Source organism: Pseudomonas sp. UW4, from assembly GCF_000316175.1.
Taxonomy (GTDB): Bacteria; Pseudomonadota; Gammaproteobacteria; order Pseudomonadales; family Pseudomonadaceae; genus Aquipseudomonas; species Aquipseudomonas laurylsulfatiphila.
Genome location: NC_019670.1, coordinates 5,929,800 through 5,954,692, shown reverse-complemented (window position 1 = coordinate 5,954,692; position 24,893 = coordinate 5,929,800). Strand labels below are relative to the sequence as shown.

Genomic DNA, 24,893 nt, shown 5'->3' with positions numbered 1-24,893 from the left:
GACAGTCAATGAAGTTTTTACTGATCCACCGCTTTCGCGAGCAGGCTCGCTCCCACAGGGGCATCAGTGAACGTGGGAATTGTGTTCGCCGGGCAAAAAAAATGCCGCTCAAATGAGCGGCATTTTTCATTCGCAACGCTTATTCAGACGCCACGGCATTCTTCGCCAGGATCGCGTTCGCCAACTCCATGTCCGTGGCTTGCAGGCCCGGGTTGTCGGCGCGGACTTTCTGCATGGCCGCTTCCAGGTACGGGCCGCGGATACCGCCATCGCTGGCGACGAAGCTGCTGGCATCGTCCTGGGCGGCGACCACCAGCTTGTGATCCCTGGATGTCAGATAGCTCGAACCGGTGGTTGCACCGGACGTAAGAACGTTACGCCAAAAAGTATCGGCCATCGCCGAACCGACAGGCAGGGACAACAGCGCGACGGTAGCGACAGCAAGTTTGAAACGCATGACAGGGTGACTCCACTGGGTTGACTACGCGGTTGGATTGCCAACCCCCAATCGAGTTCCGTGGCTGCCTATTCCGTCGTTTCGACCAGCAGGATCGCGCCTTGCTGGCCGACCACTCGCACGCGGCTGCCAATGGCAGCGTCCGGCCCGCGGGCCATCCACACGCCGTCGGCCACCTTGATTTTGCCGCGACCGTCGACAATTGCTTCATGCACCACGAAGGTCTTGCCGATCAGTTCCTGGCCACGCAAGTTCAGGTGCGGCTGATCGCTCAGGCGAGTCGCTGTGTGCTGACGTCGCCACCAGTACAAGGCGGTGGCGATCGACAACAGGCCGAACAACAGGAACTGCCATTCCCACGACAGGCCCGGCAGGAAGAAGGTCAGGACGCCCACGGCAGCTGCTGCCATACCGATCCACAGCAGGTAGCCGCCGGCGCCGAACACTTCAAGAATCAACAACACCGTGCCCAGCGCCAACCAGTCCCAGAACGAAAGATGCTGCAAAAATGCCCACATGGCGCGCCTCAGGCTTTCTTGTTATCGAAAGTGGCTTTGACGATTTCGCCAATGCCGCCCACCGCGCCGATCATCGAACTGGCTTCCAGCGGCATCAGGATCACTTTGCTGTTGTTGGCCGAAGCCAGGTTGCCCAGCGCGTCGATGTACTTCTGCGCCACGAAGTAGTTGACCGCTTGCACGTTACCGCTGGCAATCGCTTCGGATACCACCTTGGTGGCCTGGGCTTCTGCCTGGGCTTGCCGCTCCCGGGCTTCGGCCTCCAGGAAGGCCGCCTGCCGACTGCCTTCGGCTTCGAGGATCTGCGCCTGCTTCTTGCCTTCGGCGGTCAGGATCGCTGCGGCACGCAGGCCTTCGGCTTCGAGGATCTGTGCACGCTTGATTCGTTCGGCTTTCATCTGCCCACTCATCGCCGCCATCAGGTCGGCGGGTGGGCTGATGTCCTTGATCTCGATCCGGGTGATCTTGATGCCCCACGGCGCGGTCGCTTCATCGACGGTGCGCAGCAGTTTTTCGTTGATGCCGTCGCGCTGGCTGAGCATGGCGTCGAGTTCCATCGAGCCGAGCACCGTGCGGATGTTGGTTTGTAACAGGTTACGAATGGCGTGCTCGAGGTTGTTGACCTCGTAGGCAGCCTGGGCCGTGTTGACCACCTGGAAGAAGCACACGGCGTCGATTTGCACCGTGGCGTTGTCGGCGGTGATGACTTCCTGCGGCGGAATATCCAGGACGCTTTCCATCACATTCATCTTGCGTCCGATGCGGTCCATGACCGGAACGATGACGTTCAGTCCCGGCTTGAGCGTGTTGGTGTAGCGCCCGAAACGCTCGACGGTCCATTCAAAACCCTGGGGCACGACCTTGAAGCCCATGAACAGAATGGCGACCACCAGGCCGACAAAAAGCAAAAGCACACTACCGATCTGCATAACGATTCCTTGTTGATGTGTGGATCTGTGGAGTAGCAATCGTTGGAGTGTAGCGGTGCCGATGGCGGATAAGAACAGCCGGGCTCAGTTCTGCTCGCTCTGGGGCGTCACGCGCAGAACCTCCTCGATGGTCGTCATCCCGGCGGCGACCTTTTGCGCCCCTGACAGTCTCAGGCTGCGCATGCCTTCCTTGAATGCCTGGCGCCGCACGGCCAGCAGATCGGTATCAGGACTGACCAACGCCTTGATGCCATCGCTCAGTTGCATGATTTCGTAGACTCCGGCACGGCCGCGATAACCGGTATCGCGGCATTCCACGCAACCGACGGCGCGCTGGGCATTGCCTGGCAGCGGTGCCTGCCAGGGACGGGTCAGGGTTTGCCAGTCGTCTTCGCCCAGCGTCAGCGGCGCCTTGCAGTGCGGGCACAGGGTTCGCACCAGTCGCTGGGCCATGACGCCAAGCACTGTGGCCTTGATCAGGTAATGCGGCACGCCGAGTTCCAGCAGGCGGCTGATGGCGCCGGGTGCATCGTTGGTGTGCAGGGTCGACAGCACCAGGTGCCCGGTGAGCGCCGCCTGGATCGCCATTTCCGCGGTTTCGAGGTCGCGGATTTCGCCGATCATGATGATGTCCGGGTCTTGCCGCATCAGCGCGCGCACGCCGGCTGCAAAGCTCAGGTCGATGTTGTGCTGGACCTGCATCTGGTTGAAGGCCGGCTCGACCATTTCAATCGGGTCTTCGATGGTGCAGAGGTTGACCTCAGGCGTCGCCAGTTTTTTCAGGGTGGTGTAGAGGGTGGTGGTCTTGCCCGACCCCGTCGGCCCGGTGACGAGGATGATGCCGTGGGGCTGGCGGGTCATGTCCTGCCAGCGGCGCAGGTCGTCGGTGGAGAAACCGAGCTGGTCGAAGTCCTTGAGCAGGACGTCCGGGTCGAAGATCCGCATGACCATTTTTTCGCCGAAGGCGGTGGGCAGTGTCGACAAACGCAGTTCAACTTCGCCGCCGTCCGGAGTCTTGGTTTTCACCCGACCGTCCTGGGGTTTGCGTTTCTCCGCGACGTTCATGCGCCCCAGGGTTTTCAGGCGACTGACGATGGCCATGGTGACCTGGGGCGGGAATTGGTAGACGTTGTGCAGCACGCCGTCGATGCGAAAGCGCACCGTGCCCTGCTCGCGACGGGGCTCGATGTGGATGTCGCTGGCGCGTTGCTGGAACGCGTACTGGAACAGCCAGTCGACGATGTTGACGATGTGGGCATCGTTGGCGTCCGGCTCCTGGTCGCTGGCGCCGAGGTTGAGCAACTGTTCGAAATTGCCGAGGGTGCTGACGTGCGGGTCGGCGCTGTTGGCCCCGGTGACCGATTTGGCCAGACGGAAAAATTCGACGCTCAAGCGCTGGATGTCCACCGGGTTGGCCACCACGCGCTTGATCGGCAATTTGAGCACGTGGGTCAGGTCAGCCTCCCAGCCGCTGACATAAGGCTGGGCGCTAGCCACGGTCACCGCATCACGGTCGATCGCTACCGCGAGGATCTTGTGGCGCTGGGCGAAGGCATAGGACATCAGCGGGGTCACGGCCGCGACGTTGATTTTCAACGGATCGATGCGCAGATAAGGCTGTCCGGCCTGCCGGGACAGCCACAGGGTCAGGCTTTCCAGGTCCAGCAGTTTGCCGGGGCGGCTGAGGTCGCCCAACTGTTGGCTGGCAATGAACTCCAGCGGATGCATTTGGCCATGGGTGGCGTTGCGGCGGCGGGCATTGAGCGCGTGTTCGGCCGAATCCTGGCTGATAAAGCCCTGCGCGACCAGTTCGCGCAGCACATCATTGAGATCCAGCCAGCGGTCCTGAAAGGCGAGTTGTACGGACATGCGGGCTCCTTTTGAACGACGGTGCGCAAAGGATAGCCGTGGCCCGGCTGACCGCTGGGCCACTACCCGACGAAGCCGTTTCGGCGTTTTTCAGCCCGCGGCCTGTAGCGTTTCGGCCCAGGCAGAGTCAGCTTCCTGCAGCTCAACCGAGCAGACGCAGATCAGGTTACGAAGTTTTTCCGCTATCACTTGCGCGCGGTGCCAGCTCAAACCGTCGATGACGATATCGATAGTCAGCCAGTCGTCCTGGCGCTGCACGTTGACCTGTTCCGGCGTGAGCAATTGCAAGGCGAACAGATTGAGGGCGCGACACAGCAGGTCCGGTTCGGCCTCGGCCAGCATTTGATAGTGAACACGGCAATGGGCATTGCTGACGTTCCAGACATCGGCGCGGGCAGGTGGGGTGTTCACGGCTTCGAGATACGGCATGGTCAGGCTCCAGAATTACTGGAGAAATATTTACATCCTGTGCCGGGTATTTCTTCTCTATGATTGACCAGATGGCAGGAACACAGACTTAATCAATTCACATATCAAGAGATTGAAGGTTTTTTTATGCAAAGCGAACTGGACAGCTACGACCGCAAGATCCTCGCCTTGCTGCAAGAGGACGCTTCGCTCTCCAGCGCGCAGATCGCCGAGCAGGTGGGGCTCTCGCAATCGCCTTGCTGGCGACGTATTCAGCGGATGAAGGAGGAGGGCATCATTCGCGGCCAGGTGACCTTGCTCGACCGCAAGAAAATCGGCCTGAACACGCAGATCTTCGCGGAGGTGAAACTCAATGCCCACGGGCGCTCGAACTTCACCGAATTCACCGAGGCGATTCGCGGCTTTCCGGAGGTGCTGGAGTGTTATGTGCTGATGGGGGCGGTGGATTTTCTGCTGCGGATTGTCACGGCGGACATCGAGGCGTACGAGCGCTTCTTCTTCGAGAAGTTGTCGATGGTGCCGGGGATTCAGGAGGTCAACTCGATCGTGGCGTTGTCGGAGATCAAGTCCACGACGAGTTTGCCGGTCTGATGTTTTGTGGTGAATGTACGGGCCTCTTCGCGGGCAAGCCCGCTCCCACAGGGGATTTGTGTCGATCACAGATCCAGTGTGGGAGCGGGCTTGCTCGCGAAGGCGGTATTACAGACGCAGCAACATCTTCCAGGCACGGTTCTGATATACCGCAATCGCCTGCTGCTTGCGCGCATCCAGGACTTCGTCGGTGATCGATTCGTTGGCCAGTTGCGCCAGTTTGTTCAGCTCGCCGTACAGGCGATCCATTTCCGGGATCTCCAGTACGTTACGCGCATGGTGCAGCCAGACCTGGATGCGTTCGATGCGCGGCAGTTGCTCGGCCAGGTCTTCCGGCTGTTGCTGGTAACGCTGCAGCTGCAACGAAGTGGCTTCTTCACCCAACAGGCGTGGCAACCAGCTGCCCAGTTGCGCAGCACCCTGGCGATTGCCACGGGTGTTGCGGTCGGCAGCCCAGGTGCGGGCCAGCAGCCAGCGTGAGGTCGTCAGTGAGAACAGGCCCCAGCGCGGGTCTTCGAGTTCTTCAAGGAACTGCTCGGGCGCGGCTTTGCGCACGTCTTCATCGTCCAGGCCGGCCTGGACCAGCGGGCGCCAGTCTTCCAGCAAGGCATCAAGGGCGATGCGCAGATCGTGAGTTGACTGACGTGGTGCGGCTTGACCAAGGCTGCTGATCAGCGCGCGCATTTCGGCCAGGCACTCGACCCAGTCCTGCAACAGGCGCCAGTGACCGTTGAAGCGATATTGCTCGGCCAGGCGCTGGCTGCTGCCGAGCAAGTGCCAGCTCAGCGCGGCGAACGCGTCGTCCAGCGGCGTTTCGGCCGTGATCTGCGGCGCCGGCAGGCTCAACGAATAGCTGTGGGCGTCATACAGGCGATAACCGCGCTCGGCCTTGCTGATATCGCATGGCATCAGCGCCAGTTTCTCGGCCAGCTCGGCGGCCAGCTCCAGCAATGCGGCCGGCTCGCCTTCACGCAGCTCCAGCTCCAGCTCGCAGATTTCTTCTTTCTGCTTGCCGACCACTACGTGACCAAGGTCCAGGGCGGCTTCGATGACCACTTTGGTCTTGCCGCGGCCCCAGGCGATTTCCGCGCGTTCGCGGACGAAGTCGGTGGTGAAGATCGGCTTCAGGGTTTTCTTGTCCAGTGTGGCCAGTTCCTCGGGCCAGCATTCGCCATCGAGTTTCTTCAGGTCGAGCTTGGCTTTGGGCAGGTTCCAGTCGTACTCGTTACGCACCGACAGGCCGGCGACACTCTGGCCGCGGGTCTTGAGGGTCTGGATCACTTCTTCGCCATCCTTGCGCAGGCGCAGGGCGACTTTGGCCTGGGCCAGATCGCGCTCTGGGGTGTCGAAGTACTGATTCATCAACTCACGGCGTTCCCAGCCACTTTTGTTGCGTTTTTTCAGTAAGGGGTGCTCGCGCAGGGCGGCGAGGGTTTCGCGGCTGACGCGGAGTTTGATTTCGGTTTCTTTCTGCATGGCCGGAAAATCCAGGATCGGGAGCGCAGCCGGGGGAATGTGTGGCTGCCAAGGTCGTGCAGTGTACAGGACTCAAGGTTAGTACGCGCCGAGACGGTTTATTCCTGTCATCGGTTGGTTCTATGATGAACCTCAATTCGGGTGCCGGGAGTCAGCGATGCCATTGCCGTCGATGAAAGAACAGTTCGCTGCGCTGATCGCCGCGCCGTCCGTCAGTTGTACCCAACCCAGACTCGATCAAAGCAACCGCCCGGTCATCGATCTGCTGGCGACGTGGCTCGGTGAGCTGGGTTTTACCTGCGAGATCCAGCAGGTCAACCCCGGCAAGTTCAACCTGCTGGCCAGTTTCGGTTCCGGCCCCGGCGGGCTGGTGCTGGCCGGACACAGCGACACCGTGCCGTTCGACGGTGCGCTGTGGCAAACCGACCCGCTGAAGCTGACGGAGGTCGACGGTCGTTGGGTCGGTCTGGGCAGTTGTGACATGAAGGGTTTTTTCGCCCTGGCGATCGAGGCGGTCATCCCGCTGCTCGATCAGCCGTTCAAACAGCCGTTGCTGATTCTCGCCACCTGCGATGAAGAAAGCTCGATGTCCGGTGCCCGCGCGCTGGCCGAAGCGGGGCGGCCGCTGGGGCGGGCGGCGGTGATCGGCGAGCCGACCGGACTCAAGCCGATCCGCATGCACAAAGGCATCATGATGGAACGCATCGACATCCTCGGGCAGAGCGGTCACTCTTCCGACCCGCGCCTGGGCCACAGCGCCCTTGAGGCCATGCACGATGCCATCGGCGAACTGCGTGGTCTGCGCTTGTTATGGCAGCGCGAATTCCGCAATCCACAGTTTGGCGTGCCGATGCCAACGATGAACTTCGGCTGCATCCATGGCGGCGACAATCCCAACCGCATCTGCGGCCAGTGTTCGCTGGAATTCGATTTGCGACCGTTGCCCGGCATGGACCCCAAGGTCCTGCGCGCCGAGATCCTGCAGAAGCTCAAGCCGGTTGCCGAGCGGCATGAGGTCAAGATCGATTACGCGCCGTTGTTCCCCGACGTGCCGTCGTTCGAACAGGCCGAGGACGCAGAACTGGTGCGTATTGCCGAAAAGCTCACCGGTCACAGCGCCGAAGCAGTGGCGTTTGGCACCGAAGCACCTTATCTTCAGCGCCTTGGCTGTGAAACGCTGGTGCTTGGCCCGGGTGATATCGCTTGCGCCCATCAGCCGGGGGAATACCTCGAAATGTCACGTTTGCAGCCTACGGTGCATCTATTAAGGCAACTGATCGAACACTATTGCCTGACACCGGCCCAAACCGCGGTGCCAGTCAATTGAACACAATCCATGTGGGAGCGAGCCTGCTCGCGAAAAGGGAGTGTCAATTGATACTTTTGTGTCTGACACACCGTATTCGCGAGCAGGCTCGCTCCCACAGGTTCCGTGCCATAACGCACAAAGCCGTATAAATTGCCGGTACCCAAACCCGTATTCATGAGGAGAGCGCGCGTGTTGCCAAGCCTGTTCCGACGATAACCATCAGCCCGCTGTGCGTTTTCAGTTTCGCCCTTTTTTCGGCTGCTATTTATTACAGGCCCAGGTTCATGCCCGAATACGTCAATTGGCTTCGTCACGCTTCGCCTTACATCAACGCCCACCGCGATTGCACCTTTGTCGTCATGCTGCCCGGCGACGGCGTTGAACACCCGAACTTCGGCAATATCGTCCACGACCTGGTGCTGTTGCACAGCCTGGGCGTGCGCCTGGTGCTGGTTCACGGCTCCCGGCCGCAAATCGAAGCGCGCCTCGCGGCCCGTGGCCTGACCCCGCATTACCATCACGGCATGCGCATCACCGATGCCGCGACCCTGGAGTGCGTGATCGACGCGGTCGGCCAGTTGCGCATTGCCATTGAGGCTCGCCTGTCGATGGACATGGCTTCGTCGCCAATGCAGGGCTCGCGCCTGCGGGTGGCCAGCGGCAACCTGGTGACGGCACGGCCGATCGGCGTGCTTGAGGGCGTCGACTATCACCACACCGGCGAAGTGCGCCGGGTCGACCGCAAGGGCATCAACCGTCTGCTGGACGAGCGCTCCATCGTGTTGTTGTCGCCGCTGGGCTATTCACCGACCGGTGAGATTTTCAACCTGGCCTGCGAAGACGTCGCCACCCGCGCGGCCATCGACCTGGGCGCGGACAAGCTGCTGCTGTTCGGTGCCGACCTGGGCTTGATCGACGAACACGGGCGCCTGGTGCGCGAACTGCGTCCGCAGCAAGTGCCTGCGCATTTGCAACGGTTGGGCAGCAACTATCAGGCAGAATTGCTGGATGCCGCGGCCGAAGCTTGCCGTGGCGGCGTGGCCCGCAGCCATATCGTCAGTTACGCCGAAGACGGTGCGTTGCTGACCGAGCTGTTCACCCGCGACGGTGGCGGCACTCTTGTGGCCCAGGAACAGTTTGAAGTGGTACGCGAAGCGGCCATTGAAGACGTCGGTGGTTTGCTGGATCTGATCAGTCCGCTGGAAGAGCAGGGCATCCTGGTGCGCCGTTCCCGCGAGGTGCTGGAGCGCGAAATCGAGCAGTTCAGTGTGGTTGAACGCGAAGGCATGATCATCGCCTGTGCGGCGCTGTATCAGATTGCCGATTCGGACGCGGGTGAGCTCGCGTGTCTGGCAGTGAATCCGGAGTACCGCCATGGCGGTCGCGGTGATGAGCTGCTGGAGCGTATTGAAACCCGCGCGCGGGCTCAGGGATTGAAAACCTTGTTCGTCCTCACCACGCGCACCGCGCACTGGTTCCGCGAGCGTGGTTTCGAACCCAGCAGTGTCGACCGGCTGCCGTCGGCGCGGGCGTCACTGTACAACTATCAGCGTAATTCGAAGATCTTCGAAAAAGCCCTTTGATCAGGATGCGGTCCCTGTAGGAGCGAGCTCGCTCGCGAAAATCGTGAACGATAACGCGTAAAACCAGATGTCCCGTGGCGTCCTTGGGTTTTTCGCGAGCAAGCTCGCTCCTACAGAGGTCGGTGGTGTTACTCAGTGACAAACTTCGCGCTGACATACGGCGAATAATCCGGCAGCACCGTCTCCACTTTCTCTTGCTCCTTCAAGAATTTCGCCGTCTCGCCAATGGCCTTGGCCGTGCCGCCGTCCAGCAGCGCGGTGCTCTGTTGCGCCTTGGCATCGGGGAATGCGGAACCGGCCAATAGCTCCGGCACATCGGCGGCGTTGGCACCGGTCAGTTTGGCGATTTTCTGGACGGGCTCCGAGTCGACTGTCCAGTTGGCTTTATGCGCTGCGTAATCAGCAAAGGAGTCGAGGGTGACCTTGGCGAATTTGGCCACCACATCTGGGTGCTTCTCTGCGTAATCCTTGCGCGCCACCCAGACCTCAAAGGTTGGCGCGCCCCATTGGCCGACCTGCGCTGCGTCGGTCAGGGTCTTGCCAGTCTTGCGGATTTCCCCCAGTGCGGGCGACCAGACAAACGCGCCGTCAATATCTCCACGCTTCCAGGCTGCCGCGATTTCCGCCGGCTGCAGGTTCACCACTTTGACTTTCGAACCGTCCAGGCCCCAGTGCTTCAGCACACCGAGCAGGCTGTAGTGGGAGGTTGAAACGAAAGGCGTGGCGATGGTCTTTCCGATCAGATCTTGCGGTTTTTCGATGCCGCTGCCGTTACGTACCACCAGCGCTTCGGCGGCATTGATCTGGGCCGAGACGATGAACGCGACAATCGGCAGGTTGCGCGAGGCGGCAGCGGCCAGCGGACTGGAGCCGAGATTGCCGATTTGCACATCGCCCGAGGCAATCGCCGTGACCACTTCCGGTCCGCTGTTGAAGCGCCGCCAGTCGATGGGCTGGCCGATGGTTTTTTCATAAAGGCCATCGGCCTGGGGGACTTTGCTGGGGTCGATTCCGGTTTGATAACCGACGGTGAGGTTCGCCGCCTGAGCGGTGAAAGAAAATGCGAGAGATACACAAGCTGTAACAATTGATCCGGATAGTGCGCGTTTGGTCGTCATGGGGCCGCCTTTCGGTAAAGGATTTGTTTCCGAATTGCGTCAAAAACTAAACGATATAAAAAAGTAAAAATAAATACCGATTAGGAATTAGCTTATGAGCCAAACCCTCTATTCAGGGGGTTTCTCAAAATTGGGAGCTAAATTCCTAAACGGTATTAGAAAAGAATCGAGTAATTCTTTTCAGGTTCATGACAAGTTCATGACCCTGCAGGGACCAAAAAACCGGGGGTTAGACTATGGTCGTAGACACACATGGTTACGATTGACTTGTGGGTCACGGTCTGGCGCTAATCGCGCATCTTAGGATTTCGGGCGACGACTCGAGACCAGGAATACAAGAATTAGAATCGAGAGGAGCTTCACAATGAACAAGTCCACCTTGGCTTTGGCCGTGGCCGTAGGGGTAGTGGCGCAGCAGGCAGGCGCCGCAGGTTTCCTGGAAGACAGCAAGGCGTCCATCAGTTCCCGGACCATGTATTACAACAACGATAACCGTGAAGGCGGTGCGGATCAGAGAGAGTCCGCAGAAGGCCTGAAATTCGATTATCTGTCCGGTTTCACCCAAGGCACCGTCGGTTTCGGTATCGACGCCCAGGCACTGCTGGGTATCCACCTGGACGGTGGCAAGGGTCACCACCCAGACAACAACACCTTCTTCCCAAGCGACAGCGATGGTTCGGCCGTGTCCGAGTGGAGCCGTGCAGCCGCTAACGTCAAGGCGCGCTTCTCGAAGACCGAGGCCCACCTGGGTGGCGCCCTGGCACCCAACTTGCCGATCCTGGTCGCGAACGACAGCCGTCTGCTGCCACAGACCTTTGACGGTGGCACCATCACTTCGAAAGAAATCGACAACGTGACCTTCAACGCAGGTCAGTTGGAGCATTCGGCAGGTCGCGCCTCCTCGAACTCCACCGGCCTGGCCGTGGCTGGCGGTACAGAGGGCAGCAACAAGTTCTACTACGGTGGTGCTGACTGGAAGGTCACCAAGGACCTGACCCTGCAGTACTACCACTCGAATCTGAAGGACTACTACAAGCAGGATTTCCTGGGCTTGATCCACGTGCTACCGATCAGCGCCAACCAGTCCTTCAAGACGGATATTCGTTACTTCGACAGCAGCTCCGACGGCAGGAACGGTGATCCGGGTTTCCGTTTCAACAACAACAACGGTTTCGCCAAGAATCCGGGCGAGGTCGATAACAAGACCTGGAGCGCCATGTTCACCTACACCCTGGGTGGCAACGCTTTCCTGCTCGGTCATCAGCGCGTCAGCGATGACGGTGGTTTTGTCTACCTGAACCAGGGCAACGTGGTCGATGGCAATGGCCGTCCGGAAGGGAACGGCGGCGCCAGCTTCTACCTGTTCACCGACTCCATGATCAACGGATTTGTTCGTGCCGGTGAAAACACCACTTTCGGCCAGTACTCCTATGACTTCGCAGCGCTGGGTGTGCCGGGCCTGAAAACTTCGATCGCCTACCTGCACGGCGATGACATCAAGGCGACCAACGGCAGTGGTCCTGACAGCTCCGAGTGGGAGCGCGACATGCGGATCGACTACACCATCCAGCAGGGTGCTCTCAAAGGTTTCGGCGTAACGCTGCGTAATGGCGTCTACCGTGGCAGTGAAGTTTCCAACAACCCTGATGTTGACCAGACTCGTGTGATCTTCAACTACACCTACAGCTTCCTGTAACAAGCCTTGTGAAAAAGCCTCGCCGGTTGGCGGGGTTTTTTTGTGCTGATTTTTATATTCCATAATGATCTTTGTTGATTATTTATTATTCTTTTTGGTTTTTATCCATCCCGCTTAAAGTGCGTCTGTCCGACACTCATCCCTGAGCTCGGATTCGCAATTTCGTCCCTCGACAATCAGTTTCAGGAATCGGCCTTGCCGCCGATACCTCGATTCTGCCGTGGGAAGCCATATTCCACAGTGCTATTAAAAACACTTAAACAATTCTTTCTGGCTTTAAGGCCATGTATCCTGCGGCCCGCCAAACGACCGGCCTAGACGGTTTGCCGCGAATTTATGCATTCAGGATCCCGGGCAATCGATTCGGGACCAGGAACATCAGAACTAGAAACGAGAGGAGCGAAACATGAACAAATCCACCTTGGCCATGGCTGTGGCCGTCGGGGTATTGGCCCAGCAGGCAAACGCCGCGGGTTTCATCGAAGACAGCAAGGCAACGTTGGGGCTGCGTAACTTCTACATCAACACCGACTACCGCGACGGTACCGGTCCCAACAAAAACGAAGAGTGGGGCCAAGGCTTCGACCTGCGTTTCATTTCCGGTTACACCCAGGGCACCGTCGGTTTCGGTATCGATGCGATCGGCCTGTTGGGCGTCAAGCTGGATTCGGGCGGCGGTACCAACGGCGCCACGGCGACTTCTTACGGCGGCACGGTTTTCCCGAGCAAATCCAATGGCGAGGCGGTAGATGATTTCTCCAGCCTGGGCCTGACCGCCAAAGCCAAGGTTTCCCAGACTGAACTGAAACTGGGCACCCTGCAGCCGAAAAACCCGGTGATCGTGACCAACGATGGTCGTCTGCTGCCGCAAACCTGGCAGGGTGGCCAGATCACTTCCGCCGAGATCAAGGACCTGTCGCTGGTCGGTGGTCAGATCGAAGCCGTTAAAGGCCGTAACTCCAGCAGCAACGATCAAATGTCGATTTCCGGTGCGAACACTCGCGGTACCAAGTTCCGCGACAGCAACAAGTTCATCTATGCCGGTGGCGACTACAAGATCACCAAGGACCTGACAGCCCAGTACTACTACGGCAAGCTGGAAGAGTTCTACAAGCAACACTTCCTGGGCCTGGTTCACAACTGGGCAATCGGCCCGGGCGTGTTGAAGTCGGATTTCCGTTATTTCAACAGCTCTGATGATGGTGCCAACGGTCACGACCCGCTGTACTACACCACTGGCAACTACAACGCGCCAAACGGTAAAGGCAAGGTCGACAACAACCTGTACAGCGGCCTGTTCCTGTATTCGGTTGCCGGTCATACCTTCGGTGGCGGTTATCAGGTCAGCAACGGCAGCAGCGACTTCCCTTGGCTGAACCAGGGTGACGGTTCGTCGAACTACACCATCACCGATTCGCAAATCCAGAAGTTCGGCCGTGCCGGCGAGAAAACCTGGCAAGCACGTTACTCGTTCGACTTCGCCAAGGTTGGCGTACCTGGCCTGACCGCGGGTCTGGTGTACCTGCACGGCGACAACATCGATACCGTCAACGCCAAGGGTGGCCAGGCGGCCAACGGTGCTTCCGAGTGGGAACGTGACCTGAGTGTTGCCTACGTGGTGCAGGAAGGTCCGTTGAAGAACCTGGGCCTGGCGTGGAAAAACGCTACCTGGCGCACCGACCTGCCGAACACCCGTTCGCAGGACGAAAATCGCCTGATCGTCAGCTACTCGATCCCGCTGTTGTAATAGCGTTCGCGTAACCGATGCAAAAAAGCCCCGCCCGGTATTGCACCGGGCGGGGCTTTTACATGTTCAGGACGGGTTCACCCCCGTAATCCCGTCCTGAAGTTCCCTCTTTGCAGCAACTCAAGGCCTTCTCGAACCTCGGGGCCGATGTTCGGCGGGTTGCGCGTGCACGTCCAGTGAACAGATCTTTAATATTTCTTAATGATCTAAATAAATCGATATTTATTCTTTTTAATAGATAAAAAACACAGGCACAGTTGAACCCATCAAGCACTCACAAGGAGCAGCACCATGGGTCTCAGACTTGGCGATATCGCCCCCGATTTCGAACAGAACTCCAGCGCCGGCATCATCCGTTTCCACCAGTGGCTGGGCGATAGCTGGGGCGTGCTGTTTTCCCATCCGGCGGATTTCACGCCGGTATGCACCACCGAACTGGGTTTCACCGCCAGGCTCAAGGATGAGTTCGCGGCACGCGGTGTCAAGGCAATCGCACTGTCCGTGGACCCTGTGGAGTCGCATCACAGATGGATCGAGGACATCAATGAGACGCAGAGTACCGTGGTCAACTTTCCGATCCTGGACGACGCCGACCGCAAGGTCTCGGACCTCTACGACCTGATCCATCCCAACGCCAACGACACCCTGACCGTGCGTTCGCTGTTCGTGATCGATCCGAACAAAAAGGTTCGGTTGACGATTACCTACCCGGCGAGCACCGGGCGCAATTTCAACGAAATCCTGCGGGTGATCGACTCGCTGCAACTCACCGACAACTACAAGGTGGCCACACCGGCCAACTGGCAGGACGGTGATGAAGTGGTGATCGTGCCGTCGCTCAAGGATGAAGAGGAAATCAAACAGCGCTTTCCCAAGGGCTATCGGGCGGTCAAGCCTTACTTGCGCCTGACGCCACAGCCGAACAGGTAAGTCTTTGGCATTCGCGGTGTGGCTGATACCGCCATCGCGAGCAAGCTCGCTCCCACAGTTGACCGCGTACCCCCTGTGGGAGCGAGCTTGCTCGCGATAGCGGCCGATCACACGCAGCAGAATTCAAAGTTTGCATCCACAAAGCAGGGGATTTCAGGCCGTTTCGACGGCCTGTTTTTTTGCCTGGAAGAAGTGAGCTTGCATATCTCTTAAACGAATAACCAAATGAATAAATATGATTTATGGATATATGAATCAGCTGTTAAGGTCACTCCATCGAAGCGAGATCGCAAACCGCGAATCGCCAACACCGCTCAAGGAATCGTCTGAATGTTGGTCGTCTCACTCGGAGGTAGTCCCAGTCAGCGCTCCCGTTCCGGGGTGCTGCTGGACCGCTCCAAGCGTTGGTTGCAAGAACAGGGCGTGGAGGTGGTGAGTTATCAGGTACGGGACTTCCCGGCCGAAGACTTGTTGCATGCACGCTTCGACAGCCCGAAGGTCATTGACCTGCTGCAACAGATTGAAAACGCCGATGGCCTGCTGATCGCTACGCCGGTGTACAAGGCTTCGTTCTCCGGCGCATTGAAAACCGTGCTGGATCTGCTGCCCGAACGCGCCCTGAGCCACAAGGTGGTGTTGCCGATGGCAACCGGCGGCAGCATCGCCCACATGCTGGCGGTGGACTACGCGCTCAAGCCGGTGCTGTCGGCGTTGAAAGCCCAGGAAATGCTCCACGGGATTTTCGCCGTCGACAGCCAGATCGCCTACGGCGAAGGCAGCGCCCTGGCGCAGTTGGCACCCGAGCTGGAACAGCGCCTGGACGAATCGCTGGAGCTGTTTCTCAGCGCCATGGCACGACGGCCCAAGCCGCTCGATCCGAACCTGTTGAATGAACGTTTGTTGAGTGCTCGCTGGAGCATATGAGCTCCACTGAACATTAGTCCCACCCGAAAATTGAAGTACTGGCCTTACTCGCCCGTCAACGGGCAAGCAGGTGCAGCCAAAACCCAACTGCAAAAAGGAGAGCGCCATGCGCCCTGTCATTTTGCGTCGTGGTCTGGTCGCTCTGTTTGCTGCGGCTGTCACCTTCGGCGCCATTACTCAAGCCCAGGCCGAGACGTTACGAATCGGCTATCAGAAATACGGAACCCTGGTGCTGCTCAAAGCCAAGGGCACCCTGGAAAAACGCCTCGCCGCCCGAGGCGTGGACGTGCAATGGACTGAATTCCCCGGTGGCCCGCAACTGCTTGAAGGCTTGAACGTCGGCTCCATCGACTTCGGCGTTACCGGCGAAACCCCTCCCGTGTTCGCCCAAGCGGCCGGCGCTGATCTGCTTTACGTCGCCTATGAACCGCCAGCGCCGCACAGTGAAGCGATCCTGGTGCCGAAGGACTCGCCAATCAAGTCGGTGGCAGAGCTCAAGGGCAAGAAGGTCGTGCTCAACAAGGGCTCCAACGTGCACTACCTGCTGGTGCGTGCGCTGGAAGACGCCGGCCTCAAATACACCGATATCCAGACCGTATTCCTGCCGCCGGCCGATGCCCGCGCTGCGTTCGAGCGTGGCAGTGTCGACGCCTGGGTCATCTGGGACCCATACCAGGCCGCCGCCGAACAACAGCTGCAAGCTCGCACCCTGCGCGATGGCCAGGGCATCGTCGACAACCATCAGTTCTACCTGGCGACCAAACCCTACGCACAAAAAAATCCCGAGGTGATCAAGACCCTGGTGGAAGAAGTGCGCGCAGTGGGCGAGTGGTCCAGGGCCAATCCTGAGGACGTGACCCAGCAAGTCTCGCCACTGCTCGGCCTGTCGGCAGACATCACCCGCACTTCGGTGAAACGCCAGGGCTACGGAGCCTTGTTCCTGACTCCGGAAGTGGTCGCGGCGCAGCAGAAAATCGCCGACACCTTCTACCAGCTCAAGCTGATTCCAAAGCAATTGAGCATCAAAGACGTGATCTGGACGCCGCCGGCCGCCGTTGCGAAAGCCCAATAATTCGATCCCCCAAGGAGACCACTCCATGAGCCTCAATATCTTCTGGTTCCTGCCTACCCACGGCGACGGCCATTACCTTGGCACCGCCGAAGGCGCACGCGCCGTTGACCACGGTTACCTGCAACAAGTCGCGCAAGCGGCGGACCGACTGGGTTTCGGCGGCGTGCTGATTCCCACCGGCCGCTCCTGCGAAGACTCCTGGTTGGTGGCAGCGTCGCTGATTCCGGTGACCCAGCGCTTGAAGTTTCTGGTTGCCCTGCGCCCCGGGATCATTTCCCCGACGGTGGCGGCGCGTCAGGCTGCGACCCTGGATCGGCTGTCCGGCGGTCGTGCGCTGTTCAACCTGGTGACGGGCGGTGATCCGGAAGAGTTGGCGGGCGATGGTCTGTTCCTCAGCCACGAAGAGCGCTACCAGGCTTCTGTGGAGTTCACCCGTATCTGGCGTCGCGTGCTGGAAGGTGAAACCGTTGATTACGACGGCCAGCACATCAGCGTGAAGGGCGCGAAACTGCTCTATCCACCCATCCAGCAGCCGCGCCCGCCGCTGTACTTCGGCGGCTCTTCGGATGCCGCGCAAGACCTGGCTGCCGAACAGGTGGAAATGGTCCTGACCTGGGGCGAGCCGCCGGCCGCCGTGGCGGAAAAAATCGAACAGGTCCGCGCCAAGGCCGCGAAGCTCGGACGCACCGTGCGCTTTGGCATTCGCCTGCACGTGATTGTGCGCGAAACCAACGATGAAGCCTGGAAAGCCGCGGATCGACTGATCTCCCATCTCGACGACGACACCATCGCTCGTGCCCAGGCGTCGTTGGCGCGCTTCGATTCGGTCGGTCAGCAGCGCATGGCCGCATTGCATGGCGGCAGCCGCGACAACCTGGAAGTCAGCCCGAACCTGTGGGCCGGTGTCGGCCTGGTGCGTGGCGGTGCCGGTACGGCGCTGGTGGGCGATGGCCCAACCGTGGCCGCACGCGTGAAGGAGTACGCGGACCTCGGCATCGACACCTTTATTTTCTCCGGTTATCCACACCTGGAAGAGTCATACCGAGTCGCCGAACTGCTGTTCCCGCACCTCGATGTCGAGCGTCCTGAACTGCCGAAAAGTGCGGGTTACGTGAGTCCGTTCGGCGAGATGGTCGCCAACGACATTCTGCCCAAAGCCGCGTCCCAGAGCTGAGGCGCGGTCATGAAGAAAATCATCCACAGTCTCGCGCCCTGGGCGTTGCCGGTGTTGTTGCTGGCGGTGTGGCAGTTGAGTGTGTCGGCGGGCTGGTTGTCGACACGGATTCTGCCCGCGCCGGTTGCCGTGATCGAAGCTGGCGTGAGCCTGGTGCGCAGCGGCGAAATCTGGACGCACCTGGCGATCAGTGGCTGGCGTGCCGCGCTGGGCTTCACTATCGGCGGCGGCATCGGCCTGACGCTCGGCTTCATCACCGGCCTGTCGAAGTGGGGCGAACGCCTGCTCGACAGTTCGGTGCAGATGATCCGCAACGTGCCGCACCTGGCGCTGATTCCGCTGGTGATCCTGTGGTTCGGCATCGACGAGTCGGCGAAGATTTTCCTGGTGGCGCTGGGCACGTTGTTCCCGATTTACCTCAACACCTATCACGGCATCCGCAACGTCGACCCGGCATTGGTGGAGATGGCGCGCAGCTATGGCCTGGCGGGTTTCAGCCTGTTCTGGCAGGTGATCCTGCCGGGGGCGCTGCCTTCGATTCTGGTTGGCGTGCGCTTCGCCCTGGGCTTCATGTGGTTGACGTTGATCGTCGCGGAAACCATCTCCGCCAGTTCCGGTATCGGTTATCTGGCGATGAATGCCCGGGAGTTCTTGCAGACCGACGTGGTGGTGCTGGCGATTCTGCTGTACGCGGTGCTCGGCAAACTGGCCGACCTCGCGGCCCGTGGACTTGAGCGTGTGTGGCTGCGCTGGCACCCGGCGTATCAGGTTGCCAAGGGAGGTGCGGCATGATCGCGGAACAACCTCCACGCCTGCTGCGCGGCATTCCGCTGGCGGTGCGCAAGCTGCAAAAAACCTTTGGCTCGCGGCAGGTGCTGCGCGAAATCGACCTGCACATTCCGGCGGGCCAGTTTGTCGCCGTGGTGGGGCGTAGCGGTTGCGGCAAAAGTACCTTGCTGCGATTGCTCGCCGGCCTTGACCGGCCCACCGGTGGTGAATTGCTCGCCGGTGCCGCCCCATTGAGCGATGCGCGGGAAGACACGCGGCTGATGTTCCAGGAAGCGCGTTTGCTGCCCTGGAAAAAGATCATCGACAACGTCGGTCTGGGCCTCAAGGGCAACTGGCGACCGCAAGCGCTTGAAGCCTTGGAAGCGGTGGGCCTGGCCGACCGCGCCAACGAATGGCCGGCAGCGTTGTCCGGTGGACAGAAGCAACGCGTGGCTTTGGCCCGTGCGTTGATTCATCAGCCGCGCCTGCTGTTGCTCGACGAACCCCTGGGCGCTCTGGATGCCCTGACCCGAATTGAAATGCAGCAACTGATCGAACGGCTCTGGCAGCAGCACGGCTTCACGGTGTTGCTGGTGACCCATGACGTCAGTGAAGCGGTGGCGATTGCCGATCGGGTGATCCTGATCGAAGACGGTGAAGTCGGCCTCGACCTGCACGTGGAACTGCCGCGCCCTCGAGTGCGCGGCTCCCACCGGCTGGCGGCGCTGGAAACCGAAGTCCTCAATCGCGTGCTGGCGCTACCCGGCCAGCCGCCGGAACCGGAACCTGTTTCACCCTTGCCTACGCAATTGCGCTGGGCTCAATAACTCAAGTCTTACCCAACGACAGGAATCAACATCATGACTATCAAGGCCATCAACGTTCGCAACCAGTTCAAAGGCTCCATCAAGGAAATCGTCCTCGGCGACGTGCTGTCGGAAATCGACGTGCAGACCGCTTCCGGCATCGTCACTTCGGTGATCACCACGCGCTCGGTGAAAGAGCTGGAACTGGCGGTGGGCAGTGAAGTGATCGCGTTTGTGAAATCCACCGAGGTGTCGATCGCCAAGTTGTGATCGCGTGCGGCACAAGCGACCCCGGAGGGTATTAGCCCTTCGGGTTTAATGAGATGGTCAGCCTGACCGAGAAGCCCTGCAGGTTTACGCTTGCAGGGCTTTTCTCGTTTTCGGCGGAGGATCTCTCATGAATACGATGACGCTTCTCGGTATCGACATTGGCAAACACAGTTTCCACCTGCATGGCCAGGATGCCAAAGGTCATCAGGTATTGCGCAAGAAAACCAACCGCGGCCAATTGCTCAGCACATTGGCGCAGGTACCGTCCTGTACGGTGGTAATGGAGTCCTGCGGCGGCGCCCATTGGCTGGCTCGACAGATTGGTGCATTGGGCCACGAGGTGAAGCTGATCGCCCCGCAGTACGTCAAACCATTCGTCAAAGGCAACAAAAACGACTTCATTGATGCCGAAGCGATTTGCGAGGCGGCGAGCCGCCCCGCGATGCGCTTCTGCTCGATCAAAACCGCAGAGCAACAAACGCTTTCAGCCCTGCATCGTGTCCGTAAATCTTTGATTGGCCAGCGAACCGTCGCAACCAACCAGATTCATGGCTTTCTGCTGGAGTTCGGGATCAGCCTGCCTATAGGTGCCGCTGCGTTGCACCGCGTGCCGGCGCTGTTGGACGACCCGCAGCACCCGGTTCCGTTGCGCCTAAAGGGCGTAGTGATGCGTCTCCATCATCAAATTCAACAGCTGAATGATGAAATCAAGGACATCGAGTCCGATCTGAAGCAGCAGCTGAAAGAAGACGATGCCGGGAGTCGTTTGCAGAGTATTCCTGGCATCGGCCCGATCACCGCCAGCGCGGTATTGGCGGATGTGGGCGATGCGTCGAACTATCGAAGTGGACGCGATTTTGCCGCTTCGCTAGGGCTGGTGCCGAGGCAGTATTCGACGGGCGGAAAAACAGTACTACTGGGGATCAGCAAGCGCGGCGACAAGCACATCCGCCAACTGCTGGTGCAGGGCGCGCGATCCATCATGCAGCATATCGATAAGCGGGAAGACGCCTTGGGGCCCTGGGTTCGAGAGCTGCTGACGCGTCGCCACTCCAATGTTGTCGCGTGCGCGCTGGCGAACAAACTGGCGCGCATCGTGTGGGCGGTACTGGCCAAAGGCGGCCAGTACGACCCACATCCGAACGCTTGAACAGCTTTACCACCGGCTTTTGCGACGTCACTGACTGATGACAGTAAACGGCAAACGGCCCGACTGAGAACCTGCCATAAAAATCAGCTTTAGAGGCTGAGGGTTTTTTCAGGACAGTCGGGAGCGGCTACTCATCGAGGGTCGAGCGTTGTTGCAGCAACGCTCACAATGAGCCCGGATACATTAGCGCAAGCCAGCTTTACCGAAAACAGCCCATGAGGTTGCAGGAGATGGGCTGACCATACATTTTTTGTGCGTGTGATTCACCAGGGTCGGTGGTGCGGCCTTCGCGAGCAAGCTCGCCCCACAGGGGAATGCTTTTCAAATGTGGGAGCGAGCCTGCTCGCGAAGAGGCCAGTAAGGCCATTCAAGAAATCAGGATGGAATGCTGCGCTTGGGCAAATACGGCGGCAGATAAAGCCCCACATAAGCATCAAACACCCGCATCCCTTCCTCGGCCATGCGCGGCGTAATCTGCCCGTGCTGCTGCACCGAGCGCGCATACACCCGGTCGCCAAGCTCCATGGCCAGGGCGAACACATCGACATCATCCGGCAGCGTCGGCAGCTCGAAGTGGTGATCGAACAGCTTGTGCATCAGCTCGCCCAGTTCGAGGTCGTGCTGGCGGTCAGCCTGGGTGACTTCGGTCAGGCCGTGCTGGGCCAGAATGAGTTGGCGCGCAGCAGCGTCCTCTGCGTAGATGTCCAGCATGCGTTGTTCCACCAGGCGCGACAGATCGCGCCAGCTGCCGAGGGCGTGATGATTGATGGGTGCTTGCAGGCACGCGCGGAAGGCCGCATGGACGTCAGCGGTCAGGGCTTCGAGCAGGGCCGGGACGCTGGCGAAAAAGTGGTAGACCGAGGAGGGCGGAATCTCCGCGCGCTCGGCGACGCTGTAGATCGACAGACTGGCCACGCCCTCGGCCGCCAGCAATGTGCGGGCCGCATCGAGTATCGAATCGATCCGCGCCTGGCTGCGGGCACGGGGTTTGCGGGGGGTGGCTACGCGTGTCATTGAAGTCTCCTGCGGGGCAGCGGGCATTGTACGAGGCGGGTAGCACCTTGTCTGTATGGGCACCGCTGCCCAAATCCGGCGATCAGGATCGCTTAACCACCGACGTGCACACTCCGGCCGTTCAAGGGTTGAACCGGGCGTGCATTCATCGGATACAGCGCCTGGAACGCCTCCAGTTGCGCTCGGGATAATTGCACTGGCGTGGTCAGTACATTCCAGCGCACGCCTTCGGTACAAGGAGGTGTTGTCAGAGACCCCATGTAGAAATAGGCGTTGAGGTTCGCAGGTAGTAGCTGTGCAACGTTTACCCTGTCCAGATGCGCAATACCGCCCGTGTGCTTTGGCATGGCTGTCAGGATTGGTTCCAGGGCCGGGTTGTGTGCGCCTTCTTCAAACAACAGGGCCACCACGGCCAGTTCGCCTGCGGCGTTGCGGTGAACCAGATGCGCGTCCAGTGGAAAGGTACGGCCTTGGATCATTTCTTCGCTTGGCGTATGGAAGTGCATTTGTACGAACGAGTAGCGGCCGGAGTCCAGGGTGATCCCTCCAGCGTCGACCGGTGTTACCTGAATCGTATGACCGTTATTCGACACCGTGACTTTGCTTGGCTGATAAGCAACGTTCAGAGGTTCAATGTCAGTCTTGATCGCGTCACGGATATCGATAGGCGATTGTGTTTTGCCAGATGAGCAGAGGCTGTACTCGCTTTTCAGTTCGCCCCAGTTTTGCGGACCGTTGGGGGCCGAATAGCTCCATGCGGCCGTATCGTCGGCACCCGCCCAGGCGGTTGTGCACAAACCGGCGACGATCAGAGTGATGGTTGCGCCCAATAGCTGTTTTTTCATGGTCGTTCTCACACGTAGGTAGGAAAACGGGAAGTCTCCCGGCGGCCGGAGTGTGAGGTTGTGGTGAGGATGTAGCTGTAGTCAGGATCTGGTTGGTGTGTAGGAAATTTCATTGGTTCCGACAGTAAGCATTCCACAACAAATCGCGAGTAAAAAAAACGCCGCAGGCTGTGGGGCCGGCGGCGTTGTGTTTACTGCAATCGCTTACACGGTATGCAGGTACCAGTTGTACTCGAGGTCGGAGATGGAGTGTTCGAACTCCTCCAGCTCGCTCTCTTTACAGGCCACGAAGATATCGATGTATTTCGGATCGATGTACTTGGCCATGACTTCGCTGTCGTCCAGCTCGCGCAGCGCATCACGCAGGTTGTTCGGCAGGCTTTGCTCGTTTTGCTCGTAGCTGTTGCCTTCGACCGGAGCGCCAGGCTCGATCTTGTTGACCAGACCGTGGTGCACGCCTGCCAGGACCGAAGCCATCAGCAGGTACGGGTTGGCATCGGCGCCGGCCACACGGTGTTCGATGCGCACGGCATCGGCAGAACCGGTCGGCACGCGAATCGCTACGGTACGGTTGTCCAGGCCCCAGCACGGCGAGTTCGGCACGTAGAACTGTGCGCCGAAACGACGGTAGGAGTTGACGTTCGGGCAGAGGAAAGCCATCTGCGCCGGTAGGGTCTCGAGCACACCGCCGATCGCGTGACGCAGTGCGGCGTTCTGCTCGGGATCCTCACTGGCAAAAATGTTCTTGCCGTCTTTGTCGAGAATCGAGATGTGGACGTGCAGACCATTACCCGCCTGGCCTGGGTAAGGCTTGGCCATGAAGGTAGTGTCCATTTCATGGTCGTAGGCGATGTTCTTGATCAGGCGCTTGAGCAGGACCGCGTAGTCGCAGGCCTTGATCGGATCGGCCACGTGGTGCAGGTTCACTTCGAACTGCGCCGGGGCACTTTCCTTGACGATGGCGTCGGCTGGAATGCCTTGCTCTTTGGCACCTTCCAGAATGTCCTGGAGGCAGTCGACGTATTCGTCGAGGTCGTCGATCAGGTAGACCTGGGTCGAGTGCGGACGTTTGCCGGAAACCGGCGAACGAGGTGGTTGCGGACGACCGTTCACGTTCTCCTGGTCGATCAGGTAGAACTCCAGTTCGAACGCGGCGCAGATGGTCAGGCCCATTTCGTCGAACTTGCGCACCACATTGGCCAGAACTTCACGCGGGTCGGCGAAGAATGGCTCGCCTTCGAGTTCGTGCATGGTCATCAACAGTTGCGCGGTCGGGCGCTTCTGCCATGGCTCGTTGCACAGGGTATCGGGGATTGGATAGCAGATTCGGTCAGCATCACCGATGTCCAGGCCCAGGCCGGTGCTTTCCACCGTCGAGCCGTTGATATCCAGAGCAAATAGAGAGGCCGGCAGGTTGATGCCTTTCTCGTAAACCTTGTGGAGGCTGGTGCGTTCGATGCGCTTGCCGCGCACCACACCATTCATATCCGCAATCAGAAGGTCAACGTACAGAACCTCAGGATGTTCCTTAAGGAACGCGTTCGCTTCGTTAAGCTGAACGGCACGCGGGGGTACCGACATGATGCAACACCTTTGTTGTTAAAAATATCAATCATTGATCTTTTCTGGTTTCAGTCAACCCGAACGGCATGCCGAAGTCAAGCGAGGCCTTTTTTGCCCTAAAAAAGCGCTCGTGTGGCTTTTTTGAGGCACTTTGGGGCGATTTTACTCCGCTGGACGTATTGGCGGCCGCGAGCTTGAGCGGGCCGTGTTGTATTTTTTACGGGGGTGTTGTGTAAAAAAATGAACAAGGCTAAGCTCGAATCAAACCCATAACAGCAATAATACCGGGGTGCTTCATGTCTCGCCTGCCGATAATCGGCGTCACCGACTGCTCAAGACAGCTCGGTCGGCATGTTTATCACATCAGTGATGACACGACCGTCCGTTCCGTGGTCTCGGCGCTTGCGGTGATCCTCCCATCCGCGACGGTTCAACCGTCCCCGTCCGATATTCTGGACGGTCGCGATGGCACCCCCATTACGGTTACTCCATTCAATATAGAACCGATTCACAATAGCGGCCTGACCATCGTTCGGGGCATCGCTCGTGATTCTGCACGCTCGGCTTCTGCGGCAGTGTTGGCAAACACCATAATCTGCCGCAGAAACGCTCTACAACGCGACGCCGATGCGTCAAACAACGCCTGACCTTGAAA

24 protein-coding genes are annotated in these 24,893 nt (G+C 59.4%); 14 read left to right on the top strand and 10 right to left on the bottom strand.

Annotated features, from left to right (window positions below; genetic code table 11):
• Positions 1-139: 139 nt before the first annotated feature.
• The 5 genes from PPUTUW4_RS26510 to PPUTUW4_RS26490 all read right to left on the bottom strand — a co-directional run bounded on the left by PPUTUW4_RS26510 (position 140) and on the right by PPUTUW4_RS26490 (position 4,202).
• A complete protein-coding gene (locus PPUTUW4_RS26510; RefSeq protein WP_015097295.1) occupies positions 140-457 on the bottom strand; it encodes a DUF2388 domain-containing protein in 318 nt (105 codons plus the stop codon).
• Between the two features lie 68 nt (positions 458-525).
• The gene (locus PPUTUW4_RS26505) at positions 526-975 is read right to left on the bottom strand and encodes an NfeD family protein (RefSeq protein WP_015097294.1); all 450 of its coding nucleotides are present in this window, start codon (positions 973-975) and stop codon (positions 526-528) included.
• 8 nt (positions 976-983) lie between these two features.
• Complete coding sequence (locus PPUTUW4_RS26500) at positions 984-1,904, bottom strand: SPFH domain-containing protein (protein WP_015097293.1); 921 nt, start codon at positions 1,902-1,904, stop codon at positions 984-986.
• Positions 1,905-1,988: 84 nt separating this feature from the next.
• Positions 1,989-3,773, bottom strand: a complete 1,785-nt coding sequence (locus tag PPUTUW4_RS26495) for a GspE/PulE family protein (protein ID WP_015097292.1) — start codon at positions 3,771-3,773, stop codon at positions 1,989-1,991.
• Positions 3,774-3,863: 90 nt separating this feature from the next.
• Complete coding sequence (locus PPUTUW4_RS26490) at positions 3,864-4,202, bottom strand: hypothetical protein (RefSeq protein ID WP_015097291.1); 339 nt, start codon at positions 4,200-4,202, stop codon at positions 3,864-3,866.
• 126 nt (positions 4,203-4,328) lie between these two features.
• On the opposite strand from PPUTUW4_RS26490, the gene PPUTUW4_RS26485 reads away from it, so the two are divergent.
• Positions 4,329-4,793 carry an Lrp/AsnC family transcriptional regulator gene (locus tag PPUTUW4_RS26485; protein ID WP_008015415.1) on the top strand — a complete coding sequence of 155 codons (465 nt, stop codon included), beginning with the start codon at positions 4,329-4,331 and terminating at the stop codon, positions 4,791-4,793.
• Between the two features lie 108 nt (positions 4,794-4,901).
• Here the strand turns inward: PPUTUW4_RS26485 and PPUTUW4_RS26480 are convergent, their stop codons facing one another.
• The gene (locus PPUTUW4_RS26480; RefSeq protein ID WP_015097290.1) at positions 4,902-6,269 is read right to left on the bottom strand and encodes a CYTH domain-containing protein; all 1,368 of its coding nucleotides are present in this window, start codon (positions 6,267-6,269) and stop codon (positions 4,902-4,904) included.
• Between the two features lie 157 nt (positions 6,270-6,426).
• Here PPUTUW4_RS26480 and argE point away from each other — a divergent pair, with 157 nt between their 5' ends.
• A complete protein-coding gene (gene argE / locus PPUTUW4_RS26475) occupies positions 6,427-7,596 on the top strand; it encodes an acetylornithine deacetylase (protein ID WP_015097289.1) in 1,170 nt (389 codons plus the stop codon).
• A 266-nt stretch (positions 7,597-7,862) separates the two neighbouring features.
• Complete coding sequence (gene argA, locus PPUTUW4_RS26470) at positions 7,863-9,161, top strand: amino-acid N-acetyltransferase (protein WP_007978929.1); 1,299 nt, start codon at positions 7,863-7,865, stop codon at positions 9,159-9,161.
• Positions 9,162-9,289: 128 nt separating this feature from the next.
• On the opposite strand, the gene tauA is transcribed toward argA, so the two are convergent.
• The gene (tauA, locus tag PPUTUW4_RS26465; protein ID WP_015097288.1) at positions 9,290-10,279 is read right to left on the bottom strand and encodes a taurine ABC transporter substrate-binding protein; all 990 of its coding nucleotides are present in this window, start codon (positions 10,277-10,279) and stop codon (positions 9,290-9,292) included.
• A gap of 364 nt (positions 10,280-10,643) precedes the next feature.
• Between tauA and PPUTUW4_RS26460 the strand changes: the two genes are divergently transcribed.
• The 10 genes from PPUTUW4_RS26460 to PPUTUW4_RS26415 all read left to right on the top strand — a co-directional run bounded on the left by PPUTUW4_RS26460 (position 10,644) and on the right by PPUTUW4_RS26415 (position 20,816).
• The gene (locus PPUTUW4_RS26460) at positions 10,644-11,975 is read left to right on the top strand and encodes an OprD family porin (RefSeq protein WP_015097287.1); all 1,332 of its coding nucleotides are present in this window, start codon (positions 10,644-10,646) and stop codon (positions 11,973-11,975) included.
• 406 nt (positions 11,976-12,381) lie between these two features.
• Complete coding sequence (locus PPUTUW4_RS26455) at positions 12,382-13,722, top strand: OprD family porin (RefSeq protein WP_015097286.1); 1,341 nt, start codon at positions 12,382-12,384, stop codon at positions 13,720-13,722.
• Positions 13,723-14,013: 291 nt separating this feature from the next.
• Complete coding sequence (locus tag PPUTUW4_RS26450) at positions 14,014-14,652, top strand: peroxiredoxin (protein ID WP_015097285.1); 639 nt, start codon at positions 14,014-14,016, stop codon at positions 14,650-14,652.
• A gap of 330 nt (positions 14,653-14,982) precedes the next feature.
• Positions 14,983-15,576 carry an NADPH-dependent FMN reductase gene (ssuE, locus tag PPUTUW4_RS26445; RefSeq protein WP_015097283.1) on the top strand — a complete coding sequence of 198 codons (594 nt, stop codon included), beginning with the start codon at positions 14,983-14,985 and terminating at the stop codon, positions 15,574-15,576.
• Between the two features lie 106 nt (positions 15,577-15,682).
• Positions 15,683-16,648, top strand: coding sequence for a sulfonate ABC transporter substrate-binding protein (locus tag PPUTUW4_RS26440; RefSeq protein WP_015097282.1), 966 nt, complete (start codon positions 15,683-15,685; stop codon positions 16,646-16,648).
• A 25-nt stretch (positions 16,649-16,673) separates the two neighbouring features.
• Positions 16,674-17,822, top strand: coding sequence for an FMNH2-dependent alkanesulfonate monooxygenase (ssuD, locus tag PPUTUW4_RS26435; protein WP_015097281.1), 1,149 nt, complete (start codon positions 16,674-16,676; stop codon positions 17,820-17,822).
• 9 nt (positions 17,823-17,831) lie between these two features.
• Positions 17,832-18,614 (top strand): aliphatic sulfonate ABC transporter permease SsuC, encoded by a 783-nt coding sequence (gene ssuC / locus PPUTUW4_RS26430; protein ID WP_015097280.1) that lies wholly within the window; start codon positions 17,832-17,834, stop codon positions 18,612-18,614.
• Complete coding sequence (ssuB, locus tag PPUTUW4_RS26425; RefSeq protein WP_015097279.1) at positions 18,611-19,417, top strand: aliphatic sulfonates ABC transporter ATP-binding protein; 807 nt, start codon at positions 18,611-18,613, stop codon at positions 19,415-19,417. Before ssuC ends, ssuB begins: the two co-directional genes overlap by 4 nt.
• Positions 19,418-19,450: 33 nt before the next feature.
• Positions 19,451-19,666 carry a TOBE domain-containing protein gene (locus PPUTUW4_RS26420; RefSeq protein WP_007967989.1) on the top strand — a complete coding sequence of 72 codons (216 nt, stop codon included), beginning with the start codon at positions 19,451-19,453 and terminating at the stop codon, positions 19,664-19,666.
• Positions 19,667-19,793: 127 nt separating this feature from the next.
• Entirely contained in the window at positions 19,794-20,816 is a 1,023-nt protein-coding gene (locus PPUTUW4_RS26415) for an IS110 family transposase (protein ID WP_015093115.1), read from the top strand.
• A gap of 375 nt (positions 20,817-21,191) precedes the next feature.
• On the opposite strand, the gene PPUTUW4_RS26410 is transcribed toward PPUTUW4_RS26415, so the two are convergent.
• From PPUTUW4_RS26410 to PPUTUW4_RS26400, 3 genes are all read right to left on the bottom strand, one after another.
• Positions 21,192-21,830, bottom strand: a complete 639-nt coding sequence (locus tag PPUTUW4_RS26410) for a TetR/AcrR family transcriptional regulator (protein WP_015097277.1) — start codon at positions 21,828-21,830, stop codon at positions 21,192-21,194.
• 92 nt (positions 21,831-21,922) lie between these two features.
• Positions 21,923-22,675, bottom strand: coding sequence for a carbonic anhydrase family protein (locus tag PPUTUW4_RS26405; RefSeq protein WP_015097276.1), 753 nt, complete (start codon positions 22,673-22,675; stop codon positions 21,923-21,925).
• Positions 22,676-22,879: 204 nt separating this feature from the next.
• Positions 22,880-24,256 carry a glutamine synthetase family protein gene (locus tag PPUTUW4_RS26400; RefSeq protein WP_015097275.1) on the bottom strand — a complete coding sequence of 459 codons (1,377 nt, stop codon included), beginning with the start codon at positions 24,254-24,256 and terminating at the stop codon, positions 22,880-22,882.
• Between the two features lie 278 nt (positions 24,257-24,534).
• Here PPUTUW4_RS26400 and PPUTUW4_RS28525 point away from each other — a divergent pair, with 278 nt between their 5' ends.
• Positions 24,535-24,885, top strand: a complete 351-nt coding sequence (locus PPUTUW4_RS28525) for a hypothetical protein (protein WP_083884603.1) — start codon at positions 24,535-24,537, stop codon at positions 24,883-24,885.
• Positions 24,886-24,893 lie beyond the last annotated feature (8 nt).